This window comes from Phyllobacterium sp. 22552 (genome assembly GCF_052044585.1).
In the GTDB taxonomy this organism is placed as follows: domain Bacteria; phylum Pseudomonadota; class Alphaproteobacteria; order Rhizobiales; family Rhizobiaceae; genus Phyllobacterium; species Phyllobacterium ifriqiyense.
In genome coordinates this window covers 22,264-35,973 of record NZ_JBQENG010000013.1, presented here as the reverse complement: position 1 = coordinate 35,973, position 13,710 = coordinate 22,264, and the positions used below count along the sequence as shown (strand labels likewise).

Genomic DNA, 13,710 nt, shown 5'->3' with positions numbered 1-13,710 from the left:
TATTCATAACATATGTTGCATTTCGATTTGGTGCAGCGCACAATCGTCAAAGCACTCGATCGCCGGGGTATTTTTCCGGCAATGCATAAACTCAATGCAGGACAACAAAGGAGAAGCAGATGGCCACTTTAGAAGGCGGCGCCTACGACGACGTTTTGTTTGGCTCCCGTTTTGATGACTTCATCCACGCCCGTGGCGGTGATGACGTTGTTTTTGGTGGGAACGGAAGTGACACAATATTCGGCGATGATGGGGATGATCTCCTGTTCGGCGGCAACGGAAATGACTCCATTTTCGGTGGCGCCGGTAGTGACATCCTGTTCGGCGATAATGGCAACGACGTCTTGACCGGCAATGACGGCAGCGATGTTCTGTTTGGCGGTCGTGGAGACGATGTTCTTCTCGGCGGTGCAGGCAATGACATTCTGTTCGGCGGGCAAGGTGATGACATCCTTTCTGGCGGTGCTGGAAACGATATCCTTTCTGGCGGTGCTGGCGATGATACACTCATCGGTGGTGCAGGCAGCGATACGTTTGTCTTCAATGGCGGCGGCGGCAACGACGTCGTGCTCGATTTCACTCCAGGTCAGGATCATCTCCAGATTTCGAGTGGCATTAATGGAACGGATATCCACTCGGCTGACGATGTGGCTTCCCATGTTACCCAGGTTGGTGGTGACGTAGTTGTCGATCTCGGCAATGGCGACTCTGTCACACTGGTTGGTGTGAACGCTGACGATGTACTCGCAAACCCAGGCGATTTCTTCGTCGTTCATTAATATCGATTTATGGCGTGCCCTGTCTCCCACAGGGCACGCTTTTTTTCTCGCGTTGCGCAGTGAGTGAAAGGGCAATTTGTTGCACCTAGACCATTCAACGGAAATTGAAGATTACCCACAGGACCTTTCGATCTCGCGCCTTTGCGCCGACGTGGCTGTTGTAATATGGGATATTCCAGCTTCCTCCAAAGCGCTGACAAAATGCACTATCGAAGCATCAAATCCTTTGGTGCCCCTCGTCAGCCTCAGCATGCCGCTCGAAACGGGCGGTCAGCGTATGTTCTGGGCAATGCGGACGAAGGCCGATCCCGTTTCGCTGAGGCTTTCCAATGGCAATTCGACCTCAGACCAGGAAGTAATGCTCTATCCAGCTTCCGAGCTGGGTGCCTTTGATATAGAGCGTGCTTTGAGCAATATCGGCTCGGGCGGACAGGTCAAACTCCTCAACAACCTGCTCGGCACGTGGCGAAGTGCCTTTCGCCTTTCGCAGAACTCAATTTTTGCCGGCGTCGCTCGCGAGGTCACAGTGGCACTTACACCCGAGCCGCGGGAAGTGCGCAGTTGTGGACAGCCAATTGATGGCCTCCATTTGCTGGAGACCGGTCTCAATCCGGACCTTGGAGCTGTTACCGCCATATATGGTATCAGCGGCAATTCAGTCATTTCACTGCCGGTGAAGCTGGTTATTGGCCCTGCGGTCAAAAAGGGCCTGCAACAATGCCACCTGCTTGTGGAATCCGCCCGCGCCCTTCCCCAATCGTTTCGACTGGTTATTTCAGGCAAGAATGGCGTTGCCGTGCGCAAGCTCTCCGACATTGCCAGTGCCTCGGATTTCCAGAAATGGTGGGGAAAAAAACAGGGAGATGCAAGTTTGCGCGCCTTTCTGGTACGCCATCTTGCAAAGGTGCCTGGCGCCGGCATCGCGACCGCAATCGACATGCAGATAAGGGCTCCGCTCCCTGCCCGTCAAATCGGTAAATCTGCTACTCAGCCTTCCGGCGAAATTGATCTGGCGCTGGCACTGGATGGCGGCTTATTGGTTGGAGGCTGGACGAACGATCCGTCCGGAATGCTCGCCGGTATCGAATACGTAACCGAAGATGGAACAGCCCTTCCACTGAAGCCAAACTTCTACAGTTTTCCAGGCAAAACTGGAAAAGGTGAGGACGGATCACGGTCTGACGTGACAGGTTTTGCTGCCTGGCTTCCGCAGGTCAACAATCTTGGGCCGCTGTTGCAGCCCCGGTTCCAAATGCGGCTGATTTCGGGTGCAACCTCTGCACTTGTGCCACAGATGCAGCCCTTTGAGGCTGGTGCTCAGCGCAACTGTATATTACGCGCTGTCCCGCCACAGCATGCCAAGGCGCAGGTTTTTGAAAGAATTCTGGCGCCAGCCCTGCGGGAGGTCGAGCAAAAGATAGGAAAAATGGTCAAGATCGCCGACGTGAAGGATTACGGTATTATGCCGGAATCACCGTTGGTTTCCCTTGTTATTCCTTTGTACCGGAATCTCGATTTTCTGCGTTTCCAACTTTCCGCTATGGCAACAGATCCCTGGCTCGTCGAGAACGCCGAAATCATTTTCGTGCTCGATTCCCCTGAAATTCAGGACGATACCGAGCACATGCTGGGTGGACTGCATATCCTTCACGATCTGCCGATGAAGCTTGCAACGATGAACCGCAATGGCGGTTATGCGCGGGCATGCAACGCCGGCGCCAGCCTCGCCAATGGCACGATACTGGTGATGTTGAATTCGGATGTCGTTCCCTGCAAGGCGGGGTGGCTGGATGAACTTATCAATCCGCTATTCAAACAGAAAAAACTTGGCGCTGTCGGACCCAAATTGCTGTTTGAAGACGGTTCTTTGCAACATGCAGGCCTTTATTTCGCCCGGGATCAGCGCGGAGTATGGCTCAATCACCATTTTTACAAAGGAATGCCGGGGGACTATGCGCCAGCTCGGGTCGCCCGCTTTGTGCCAGGTGTAACAGGCGCGTGCCTCGTTACGCGAAAGGATATTTACGACCTCGTTGGAGGTTTTACGGAAGACTATGTGATCGGCGATTACGAGGACAGCGACCTTTGCCTTAAAATCCGCCAGATAGGATTCCAGATTGCCTATGAGCCGAACGTCGCACTTTACCACTTCGAGCGCCGGTCAATACGCCGGAGTTCTGATTATATGCGGGGCTTGGCCAGCCAGTACAATTCATGGCTGCATACGCAGCGCTGGAACCGCGACATTTCAGAATTGATGACGAGTTATCTCGACGAGACTGACGAGGATACGGTCACACCTTTTGTTAGTAACAAGTCGGAAAGGAGCGCCGCTTGACCGAGGTCATCGCACTCAAACAATCACCAGCCGATCATGTCCGGGTCTATGATAATGATTACGTTGAATGGCTGATGGAGACCGTGTTGAAGAACCGGTTTCTCCCCTCCCCCGAGCTTGAGAGCATATTTGTTGGGGACGGCAGTTATCAGGCCGTTGGCGCTGAATTTCTCGGCCATTTCATTCGAAAGGGCGGACTGGAAAAAACAGACCGCATATTGGATATCGGATGTGGCATCGGACGCATGGCGGTGCCGCTCACGCAGTATCTCGACTACGAAAAAGGCACTTATTGCGGTATTGATCCCGTGGCTGGCGGTATAGAATGGTGCAATCAAAAACTTAGCCCCATCTATTCAAACTTCGAATTTCGCCACGTGGATATTGCGCATAACCTGTACAATCCAAAAGGCGCGATCGACGGCCTTGAGCTTGTCCTTCCTTACGATGGAAATCAGTTCGATTTCATCATCATGACCTCGATCGTCACCCACCTGCCGGATGAAGAAGTCAGCGCTTATTTGCGCGAAATCGAGCGCCTTCTTGCTCCTGGTGGCCGTCTCTTCATGACCGCATTTGTCGTCGACAAGGTGGCACAGGAAAATGTTTCCAAGAAACGTGACGCTCGGCTTGGGTTTCAACGCTATGACAATGGACCGTGCTGGTTCGTACCGGAACTGCCGCCGCTTGCAGCTGTGGGTTTCGATGATGGCTTTCTGGACCGAGCGATTACTGGCGCCGGTTTGAACACTGTCCTTAAATCATTCGGTCATTGGCGCGGTGTTTCGTCGGATCATTATCAGGATCTGTTTGTTGCAGAAAAAGACGGGATCCGCCGATGAAGGTTCTCGTTGCTGCCCACAATCATCCCTCCCTCCATCCTGGCGGGACGGAGATTTTTGCGCACGATTTGTTTCGGGCGTATCAGAGGGCTGGCTGCGACGCGCTTTTTTTGGGCGCAACCAATCATATTCACCGTGAAGCTCGCCCTGGAACCAGTTTCCAGAGTATCGGCACCACTGGCGACGAAATTCTTCTTTGGTCCGGTCATTTCGACCGTTTCTTCATGAGCCAAGTCGATCTTTATGGAATTGTGCCGGATATTGTGGAACTGCTTCGCGATTTTCGGCCAGATGTCGTTCATCTGCATCACCTGCTGTTGCTCGGTGCCGAATTTCCGCACATCGTCAGACGCACACTTCCCGATTGCCGTATCGTCATGACGCTGCATGATTATTACCCAATCTGCCATCATGATGGTCTGATGGTTCGGACCACAAACAAAGAACTTTGCTACGGCGCAAGTCCTGACCGTTGCCATAGCTGCTTTAAAGAGATCGCGCTCGACAAGTTTGTTTTACGGGAGCGGCATTTGAAATCGCTGCTAAGCACAGTGGACAGCTTTGTTTCACCAAGCGCGTTTCTGAAGCAGCGTTATGTTGATTGGGGTTTGTCAGAACATCTTATTAGCGTGATACCGAATGGACAGCCCGAACGTGCGCCGGTCAAACCATCAGAGACAGCCCGCCCCAAGCCGGTCTTTGGTTATTTCGGCAACCTTAATCCGTGGAAAGGCACCACGGTTTTGCTTGAAGCAGCAAAGCAGCTGATTTCCGAAGGATTGGACTTTGAGTTGCGGGTCCATGGCGCGGCGCCATTCCAAAGTGAGACCTTTATTGCTGACATAGACCGGTTGTTCGCCGAGACGTACCCTTTCGTCCAGCGACGTGGAGCCTATCGGCGCGAGGATATTGGCAAGCTCATTGCCTCTGTTGATTGTGCAATCATGCCTTCGATCTGGTGGGAAAATGCGCCTTTGGTCATCCAGGAAGCCCAGGGCCTCAATTGCCCGGTGATTACCAGTAATATCGGAGGCATGGCCGAGGCAATCGAGGACGAAGCAAACGGTCTGACCGTCACTCCCAACGATCCTATGGCCCTGGCTTCAGCTATCCGGCGTATCGCGGAAGACGGCGATCTGCGTCAGCAGCTTTCCAGTCGCGCACGCCATCCCGACACCATTGCCACATCGGCAGCGAAGTATCTCGACTTGATCGGGACATTGCGCTCGGATCGTGTGGCAGCCGCCTGAAAGGAAGTTCATGTCTATAGCGACACAAGTCCCAGCGCAGGCTTTACCACAGCCTCCTGCTGCACCCGTGCAAGATAATGCGCGACCACTGAAGACAGAACCGATGAAGGGCCGGGTCGACGCCGTCGACGATGGACGTCTTTACGGCTGGGCCTTCGATCCATCTGCACCCACCGCGCGGGTGACCATCCGGGTATTGCTGGATGGGAAACCAATCGCCGAAGCAACAGCTGATCAGGATCGCCCAGATTTGAAGCGAAGCGGCATCGGGGATGGCGCACACGCCTTCAATGTCATGTTGCCGCAATTTGCTTCGATAAGGGCGGCCGAACTGGTTGTGGTTGCTATCAGTGCCTCAGGCGTCGAACAGGCTTTGCGTGTCCCCAAACCGGCTGAACAAGCGGCGGAGGCACTTATCGCTGCGCCCATGACGCGGATATTGGACAAACTCGACATGCTGATGGCAGCGCAACGCCAGCTGCAGGTTAACCAGAGGTCTCTGCAACGTGCTGCACCTGTGCTTGACGGCAATAGTGGTAATTCGTCCGTCGAAGGTCCGGATATTGGCGGTTCAATTGAAGCGATGCGGGGCGACGTAAATAATCGCCTGACCGAACTCGATGTGCATTTGATGCGGCTTGACGGTGTGGTTGGAGGCTTGGAAAAGCGTATTGAATCGCTGCAGAAGCGGTCCAATGGTGATGTGAAGCCGCTGTTCCTTCTGCTTTTTGTTCTTGTCGGTTTTGCCGCGGGAGCCCTTGTTTCCTTGACGATACTCCACTGAACTCGGGAGTAATGCACTTGCGCGATGACAGGAACATATTACCGATAACCAACGCTGCCAAACCAGCGGGAAACCATTCCATTGTCATGGAAGGCGAAATGGTTGTTGGTTGCCCTGTTGACGATACGCTGGTGCTCGTTATGGGCATAGGGAATTTCAACCTGGAGCACGTGGCGGTGTTCCTCAATGGCGACCCTGCCCTAAGCCTCAAGGCGACCTTGGTGTGCTGGCCATTGAAAAATGCCTCGCCAGCAGGAACCCATGGTTTTGTAGCAGTTCTTCCTACAGGCATACTGCGTCGGGCTTCGCTCAAAACCATCATGTTCCAGCATAAGGCAAAGGTAACGCGCTATACTTTCGCCAATAGAGGCGCATCGGTTGGCGATCTGATTGCCATGATCGCAGATCTGGCAGGGGCAAATCTCCCGTCCGTCATTGACGGGCTTGTGGAGGCCCTGATCTCCGGCCCCATAGGCCGAAAGAAGCTCGCGGCGATTACCGTCTTGCTACAGGCGGGCGCGCGGTCGGATGGATGTGTCGAGCTTATCGGTGGCAGTGATGAGGGTGAAATCTTTGTACAAGGCTGGGCTCAAGACCTCACGCCATCAGTGACGCGGCTTTTCATCAGCGGACGCGCGTCGTCTCTGGCGGAATGTGTGATATCGGTGTTTGCTCGCCCGGATTTGAACGATCAAGCTTCTGGCTTTGCCGGACTGTTGCTTGCCAATGAAACTGTCGAAGCAAGCGATATTGAGCGTTTGCTCTTTCGCGGACGGCGCGGATGGCGTTTCACCGAAGTCTATGATCGCCGTCTGATTGTCGGTTCGCGGGAAACGCCAAGTCATGTGCGTGCAATTTTGCCGCGCGTTAGAGGTTCTACAGAAATATTGCTTCGAATGCGTTCGGCTGCCAACCGCTTTGACGGAACTGAGACCGTTTCCGGTTTGCCGCTTCCGGTGCGCGCTGGCATTGATAATGTCCTACGCGTCGACGGCAGTGGCCTCCTGGTTTCTGGCTGGTTGCTTGATCCCGACGGCCATGTCGAAAGCGTAAAATTGCGTCGTCATCGCGGCGAGTGCCAGCTTGATGGCAACTGGACCCGTATCGACAGGCCAGATGTCACCGCCGAATTCGACAATCGGGCACCTTTCAATGCTGGTCTTGATCCAAATCGGCATGCTCACGGATTTGTTGCCTTTGCGCCGGAACTATCAGGAGACAGCACCGCCCCGTTTTATCTCGAGCTTTGCCTCAGCGATCAGCGGCGCGCCTTTCTGCCTTTGACACCGATCCGGGTCACATCACGAGAAGCTGTTGTCAGACAGATCCGTGCGATTGACCCAAATGCATGGGCACTTCGCCACGTAGTCGACCAACAGCTTGTACCACTTTTGCGCAATGTGAGCCGTCCTGCACCGGAAATCTTCGGTGTCGTGGATGTTGGGGCATTTGATGACATTGAAGGTCCGGCGCTTATCATCGGCATTGATGAGAGAGTTGAAGAAGTTGGACCGCTTATAGCCTTGCTAGCGCTTGATCCCGAAACACGGGGTTTGCCCATCGTAATTGCCGGGGCCACTGACGTTATAGATCGCATCGGCGTGCGGGTGCGAAGACTGGCGCAGTTCTACAAGCTAAGTGTCCGGCTGGTGTCGGCTAGTGGCTCAGAGGATCTTTACGATGCACTTGAAGTTGGCGCGCGAGCAGTATCTTGCGAAACAGTTGTGTTTCTTGCCGCCTCATTGCTCCCCCGGAACAAGGGTTGGTTCAATAAATTGCTGACGGCTTATGAGATGCGCAAAAATTGCGTCCTCTCCCCCACCCTCGCATATGAAGATGATTCCATACGCTGGGCCGGAACATGGGTAGCCGGTGCACATTCGGATCGCGCCTTGATCAGTCGTTATGCAGGTTACCCTATTGATGCTGTGACCGGTATGGCGACGACGGAAGTGGCGACGGCGACATTTGAATGTTGTATCATGCCCCGAGAGGCGCTGTTTTCAGTAGACGGCTTCACACGCGGCTACATGGGAACGCATGAGAAAGGCCTGGACCTCGGGCTCAAGTTAAAGCAATCGGGTCTCAAATCCTATTGGTTGCCATCAGCCCAAATGCTGGGCTCTGACGATATCATAGTCTCCGAAAAGGCTTCCACGATCGCGCTGATAGAGCGGATTGATAGACAGATTTTTGACGCTCGATGGGCCAAGAGTTTCGGGAAAGAAAACACTTTGAAAACGGAGACTCCGGCATGACCGAACAACTCCGCGTTCTGGTAATCTCTCACGCGCATCCGAGCATTTCGCTGGGAGGTGGTGAAATTGCCTCGTACAATTTACACAAGGGCCTGAATGCCCTGCCACGGGTTCAATCTGTATATCTTGCCCGCGCGGGACACCCGATACCGCGTCACGGAACGACTGCACTTATGAGCCTGCGGCGTTCAAGCGATGAAATCCTGTTTCATTCGGACGAGTACGATCATTTTTATCTGTCGAACAACAACACAGACGAAATTCATCGCGACCTTTTACGTTTTGTCGGCGATCTCAACCCACATGTGGTGCATTTCCACCATGTATTGGGCCTTGGTTTGGAAACTCTTTATGCTATTCGCGAGGCGCTTCCCAAGGCAATCATATTGATGACATTTCATGAATACCTTTCTATCTGCAACAATGACGGACAGATGGTCAAAGTTGGTACGTCCAAACTTTGTCATGAAGCGTCCCCTATCGACTGCCACGCCTGTTTTCCTGATATTCCGCCAGCTCGATTTTTGAAACGTGAGAAGTTTGTGCGCGGAATGCTCGAACTGGCAGACGCCTTCGTTTCACCAAGCGGTTTTCTTGCCGGAAAATATGCAGAATGGGGCCTGGATCCGGAAAAACTGCATGTCATTGAAAATGGCGTGTCGATTGATAGCGTTACGCCGCCGAGGGAACTCTCCGGACCGAAGCCACGCCGGAACCGCTTCGCATATTTCGGCCAGATTACACCATTTAAAGGCATTGATGTGCTTATCGATGCGGTCTCGCGAGTGCCAGAGGAAGTCTGGGGCGAAGATACAAGGCTGATGATATTTGGCGGAAATCTTGAAAAGCAGCCCGCAGAATTTCGAACGCGCATGGAAAAGCTCATTGCAGATGCAGGATCTCGTGTGCGATTTCACGGAGCTTACCAGAATAACGAGATGCCTCGGCTGATGCAGTCCGTCGATTGGGTGTTGATGCCCTCCATCTGGTGGGAGAATTCTCCGATCGTTATTCAGGAAGCCTTGCATCATCGTCGGCCTATTATCTGCTCAAATATTGGCGGCATGGCTGAAAAGGTGCGGGATGGGCAAGATGGATTACATTTCCGCGTGCGGAGTGCCGAAGACCTTGCTGACCGATTCACCGAGGTTTTGAGCGACCCGCTCATTTGGGATCACTTGCATCACTCAATTCGACAGCCGACCAACTATGTCGATTGTGCGGAAGAGCACGTTGCCCTTTACGCAAAATTGCTCCGATCTGTTCATCAAGGCTCAACCCAGACAGTGGCAGCGAACGAAGTCGTTCTTTCACAAGCAAGCTGATTGCTTTCAAAGTTACAAAAAGGAATACTCTATGGCACGTGTACTCGTAATGAGCCCATCAGGCGAAGTTTACGACCACGATAATGTTCGCTGGTACCAGCACAGTGATATTCAAAAATATATCGACCATTATCACAATATCGGCGATGCCTTTGTCTTTGACTCATCGCTCAAGCTGATGAACTTCGAAAAGCTGCGGGAATTGCCGCTCGGTGAGCCAAATTTTGATCAAATCGATCGGTTGAAAGAAGAATATGACTACGTGATTCTGCGTGGGTCGAACTACATTCATCAGCATATGGGCTGGCCACATGCGATTGCGGTTTTGAAGCGCCTTGGACTGCCTGTAATCGCCTGGGGCATTGGAGCACAGGCTCCTGTTGAAGGACAGATACAACTGCCTGAAGATCTCAAGACGCTCCTGAAGATCATGGCAGATTCAACGGCATCCATTGGCGTGCGAGGGGCCTATTCTGCGCAGGTGCTCAAAGATATCGGCATTGACAACGTTCGGATCGTTGGCTGTCCCACTGCATTTCGGCGCAATGATCCCACGTTGAAGGTCACTTTGCCCCTGCTTGAAGATGTCCGCAATGTTGGCCTGACCGTGCGCCGGGAGGTCTCACCAGCCTATGCCCGTAATATTGAGCGATATCTGACATTTCATCGCGATTTGATCAAATATACCGCAAACAAATTCAACGTTACGCTGATGGCGCAGGGCGAGATTGAGGAAAAAAAGCTTGTATTGGGAACTGATGAACAGAAGGAAGATGCAATCGCGGCGCTGAAGGCCAATCGATGGGCTTCCGACTGGTATCTCGACGATACAATCGAGAAGCTTTACCGCGAGCGACTCTTCTATTCGGACGTTGTGGCCGACTATGAGAAACTGGTGCAGACAAAAGATCTCGTATTGGGTTACCGGTTGCACGGCAATCTTATGGCTTTGGCGAATGGGGTGCCATCTATCTATTTTACCTATGACAGCCGCACAGTTGAGTTCGCTGAAACCTACCAGATACCCCGCTTCGATGTCTTCAGCGGAGATAGGTTTCGCCTTGAAGATTATTGGGATCAGACATTGTTCAATAAATACAATGACGCCTGGTATCGAACATATGGCGAAATGCGCAGATTTCTTGATGAAAACCATGTCGACCACAAGATGGTCGACACAAAAGAGAACATACCGGATTCCGTCCGGCGTGTGGCTTAGACAAAATTCACTAATTGGCAAAAGCCAGAATCTTCAACAAAGCTAGAAATAACCTCCCAGGAGTTATCAATGACCGTTCTTGTTACAGGTGGCGCAGGCTATATAGGCAGTCACATGGTTCTTGCCCTGAAAGATGCGGGAAGAGATGTTGTTGTCCTCGACGACCTTAGTTGTGGGTTCGAGTGGCTGGTACCAGAAGGCGTTCCCTTTATTCGGGGCGATGTCGGTGATCAGGCCCTGGTTGCTGACACGATCCGCAGGCACAGCATCACGGCAATCTTGCACTTTGCAGGCTCGATTGTCGTGCCGGACTCCGTTAGTGATCCCCTATCCTATTACCGTAACAATACGGTACAGTCGCGAGCATTGATGGAAACCGCCATCGCGGAAGGCATCCGGCATTTCATTTTTTCGTCGACCGCCGCCGTTTATGGCGAACCCGAGCGGACACCGATCACCGAGGATATGCCGCACCAGCCAATTTCTCCCTATGGAACATCCAAGCTTATGACCGAATGGATGTTACGTGATGCCGCTGCCGCTCATAAGGATTTCCGGTTTGTTGCATTGCGTTATTTCAATGTGGCTGGCGCTGATCCGAAGCTGCGTTCTGGCCAATCATTTCCTCGCGCAACCCATCTAATCAAGATCGCCAGCCAGGCCGCCACCGGTGACCGGTCCCATATCGAAGTCTATGGCACGGATTATCCGACCGCCGATGGAACCTGTATCCGCGATTACATCCATGTCAGCGATCTGGCGGAAGCTCACCTGTGCGCCCTCAATTATCTTGAGGCAGGCGGTGCGAGCACAACAGCAAATTGTGGTTATGGATACGGCTACTCGGTTCTGGAAATTATTGATGCTGTTAAGCGTGTATCCGGGGTGGATTTCGCCGTAAAAATGGCTCCCCGCCGTGCAGGGGATCCGGCAATATTGGTGGCCGCAAATGATCGTGTCCGTAACGACTTCGGTTTTGTGCCAAAGCGTGCAGATCTTGATACAATTGTAGGTGATGCGCTTGCCTGGGAACGTCAGCTGCAGGCAATGCGGCTTGAAGAGCAGGAACGCGTGGCCGTCTAAGCATATCGACCTGAAGGCCGAACCCGGCAGTCGATTGCCGGGTTTGGCAAGCTATTGTCCGGAAAATAATATTTCAAATATTGAAGTAAAGTCCTATTATAATATAGTCAAGTTATGTCCATAATAATACCAGTTTTGTTTTAGAATAATGCCAAACAGTTGAAATAATTTTATTGTTGCACTGCAATAGAAATATGTGACAATCTTCATGAAGTTGCCATTTTATATGTATAGAAATTCAAATTCCAACACATCAATCGATCAAGGGTCCAGAATATGACGGTTCAGACTTCGTACAAGCTTTCGCCGGCTACGAAATCTTCGAAAAACATTGATCTGTTAAAAGAACCGATCCTATTACGCTTGGGCATCGAACATGATGATTTGCCGAGTGAGCTATCCAATGCGGTAAAGATTCTCGGATTCGAAGGGGTCAAGGATGAGGCCGCAATTTTCTCCGATGCAGTGGGGGTCAAAACAGAAGCCTTTGAGGCGCCTTTGTGCATCCTGGCTGTTCTTTTAAATCCAGCACACAGAGGGCGCGAGAAGCGATTGCTCGATTGGCTAAAGGGCCGAGGTATTATTGAGGAACCGGTGATCCTTGAGTGGCGAACGGGCAAGGAAATGGAGACGGCCGGTGTCCTTATCAGGAAACTGTCGGGAATGCTGGTTTCTGATGCACGGCGAATGGTCAAATCAAACCGGGAGCTGTTGGCGTTAAGGACTTTGAACGATAACCTTCAAAATCGTTTTGCCACTGTCGAAAGCTTTATTGATCGCAAGGGGATGCAACCCTTCGAACTTGCTTTCTCCAACGAGCCTGTAACCAGCTCATCTCGTTCAAACGTATTGGCAGATGCTTCCTTTGATGGCGTATCACAGGTGCTTCCTGTCGCAAGCGCGGGCGTTAGTGCCATTGCCATACATTTCGATCGCCTGTCACATCGCGATGACGCTACCTTAAATGCGCAACTCGTGACTATGGAAGACATGGCTATCGTCGAGAGCTGGGTCATTCCGCTGGGCAAGCTCAAGCATGGTTGGAATTACCTTGGTCTTTCCAGAACTCTTGCGGGATTGCGGCGCACGCTGAACTTGCGGGTGCAGGTGGACGGCGCTGATGATGAACTGCCCCTCTTGTCGCTCGGCGGGCTTCAGCCGCTGGAGATGTTTCAGGTGCGCGATGCCGCCAATGATGTGCCGCTGCTAAAGAACAGTTTGGCTATCCAGGTCTGGTGCGGAATGCCGGGTGTTGTTCTGCCCAGTTGGGCCAATTATTTGCCGGCTCAATCGGAAAAGGTTCGCGAAGGCGGATTCAGGGAGATGCCGCTTGCGTCTGGTATCCTTGATCTCGCCACTTTGGCAAACACCGATGAAATCTCTTTCGAGTTTGCCGCCATCCTTCCTTTGCCTGAAGAGAAAGCAGTGGGTTGTCACCCTCCGTCAACAGGCATGACAATCGGCCAGATTCCCGCCGCGTGCCCTCCTAAAATATTGAGGATTTCTTCGGATGTCGTCGTTGACAACGAAGAGTCGCAGGATGTCGAATTTGCGATTGTCGTAGCCGCGAGCCTCGAGAATGCGCGGCCGCTATTTGCCGAGCAACGGACGGTGGACCCGGGAGAAGGGTTCTCTGGATGGGTGAGCATTGCGCCGGGAGAAAATAATCGGATCAGCGCGTTCATCAATGATCAGATCGGTGTTTGGCAGAATATCTATTTCGCAACGCGGATGACGACACCGGGTGACAACAGTTTCGCGTGGGCCAAATTCCGCAATGTCAGTCTTATGGTCAACGGGTAGTTTCATGCTGGACCAGATAAACCGTTTAC

Annotated in this window: 10 protein-coding genes; all 10 read left to right on the top strand. The window is 52.5% G+C overall.

Annotated features, from left to right (window positions below; all coding sequences use genetic code 11):
- The first annotated feature begins 119 nt into the window (after window positions 1-119).
- The 10 genes from ACTJI9_RS22135 (at window position 120) to ACTJI9_RS22090 (ending at window position 13,681) form a co-directional block, all read left to right on the top strand.
- A complete protein-coding gene (locus tag ACTJI9_RS22135) occupies window positions 120-779 on the top strand; it encodes a calcium-binding protein (protein WP_115054044.1) in 660 nt (219 codons plus the stop codon).
- 79 nt (window positions 780-858) lie between these two features.
- Window positions 859-3,117, top strand: a complete 2,259-nt coding sequence (locus ACTJI9_RS22130) for a glycosyltransferase family 2 protein (protein WP_440810973.1) — start codon at window positions 859-861, stop codon at window positions 3,115-3,117.
- Window positions 3,114-3,959, top strand: a complete 846-nt coding sequence (locus ACTJI9_RS22125; protein WP_115054043.1) for a class I SAM-dependent methyltransferase — start codon at window positions 3,114-3,116, stop codon at window positions 3,957-3,959. The genes ACTJI9_RS22130 and ACTJI9_RS22125 overlap by 4 nt, the downstream gene beginning before the upstream one ends.
- Window positions 3,956-5,209 carry a glycosyltransferase family 4 protein gene (locus ACTJI9_RS22120; RefSeq protein WP_440810972.1) on the top strand — a complete coding sequence of 418 codons (1,254 nt, stop codon included), beginning with the start codon at window positions 3,956-3,958 and terminating at the stop codon, window positions 5,207-5,209. Before ACTJI9_RS22125 ends, ACTJI9_RS22120 begins: the two co-directional genes overlap by 4 nt.
- Before the next feature lie 10 nt (window positions 5,210-5,219).
- Window positions 5,220-5,993 carry a hypothetical protein gene (locus ACTJI9_RS22115; protein ID WP_440810970.1) on the top strand — a complete coding sequence of 258 codons (774 nt, stop codon included), beginning with the start codon at window positions 5,220-5,222 and terminating at the stop codon, window positions 5,991-5,993.
- 17 nt (window positions 5,994-6,010) lie between these two features.
- Window positions 6,011-8,251, top strand: coding sequence for a hypothetical protein (locus ACTJI9_RS22110; RefSeq protein ID WP_115054106.1), 2,241 nt, complete (start codon window positions 6,011-6,013; stop codon window positions 8,249-8,251).
- Window positions 8,248-9,576 carry a glycosyltransferase family 4 protein gene (locus tag ACTJI9_RS22105; protein WP_440810968.1) on the top strand — a complete coding sequence of 443 codons (1,329 nt, stop codon included), beginning with the start codon at window positions 8,248-8,250 and terminating at the stop codon, window positions 9,574-9,576. The genes ACTJI9_RS22110 and ACTJI9_RS22105 overlap by 4 nt, the downstream gene beginning before the upstream one ends.
- A 31-nt stretch (window positions 9,577-9,607) precedes the next feature.
- Entirely contained in the window at window positions 9,608-10,795 is a 1,188-nt protein-coding gene (locus tag ACTJI9_RS22100) for a polysaccharide pyruvyl transferase family protein (protein WP_336442232.1), read from the top strand.
- 69 nt (window positions 10,796-10,864) lie between these two features.
- Window positions 10,865-11,878, top strand: a complete 1,014-nt coding sequence (gene galE, locus ACTJI9_RS22095) for a UDP-glucose 4-epimerase GalE (protein WP_336442233.1) — start codon at window positions 10,865-10,867, stop codon at window positions 11,876-11,878.
- Between the two features lie 276 nt (window positions 11,879-12,154).
- Entirely contained in the window at window positions 12,155-13,681 is a 1,527-nt protein-coding gene (locus tag ACTJI9_RS22090) for a DUF6212 domain-containing protein (RefSeq protein ID WP_336442234.1), read from the top strand.
- The last annotated feature ends 29 nt before the right edge of the window (window positions 13,682-13,710 follow it).

Bases quoted from the DNA above. Each gene is read 5' to 3' on its own strand.
- ACTJI9_RS22135 (WP_115054044.1), top strand. From the start codon at position 120: ATGGCCACTTTAGAAGGCGGCGCCTACGACGACGTTTTGTTTGGCTCC.
- ACTJI9_RS22120 (WP_440810972.1), top strand. From the start codon at position 3,956: ATGAAGGTTCTCGTTGCTGCCCACAATCATCCCTCCCTCCATCCTGGC.
- ACTJI9_RS22115 (WP_440810970.1), top strand. From the start codon at position 5,220: ATGTCTATAGCGACACAAGTCCCAGCGCAGGCTTTACCACAGCCTCCT.
- ACTJI9_RS22105 (WP_440810968.1), top strand. From the start codon at position 8,248: ATGACCGAACAACTCCGCGTTCTGGTAATCTCTCACGCGCATCCGAGC.
- ACTJI9_RS22100 (WP_336442232.1), top strand. From the start codon at position 9,608: ATGGCACGTGTACTCGTAATGAGCCCATCAGGCGAAGTTTACGACCAC.
- galE (WP_336442233.1), top strand. From the start codon at position 10,865: ATGACCGTTCTTGTTACAGGTGGCGCAGGCTATATAGGCAGTCACATG.
- ACTJI9_RS22090 (WP_336442234.1), top strand. From the start codon at position 12,155: ATGACGGTTCAGACTTCGTACAAGCTTTCGCCGGCTACGAAATCTTCG.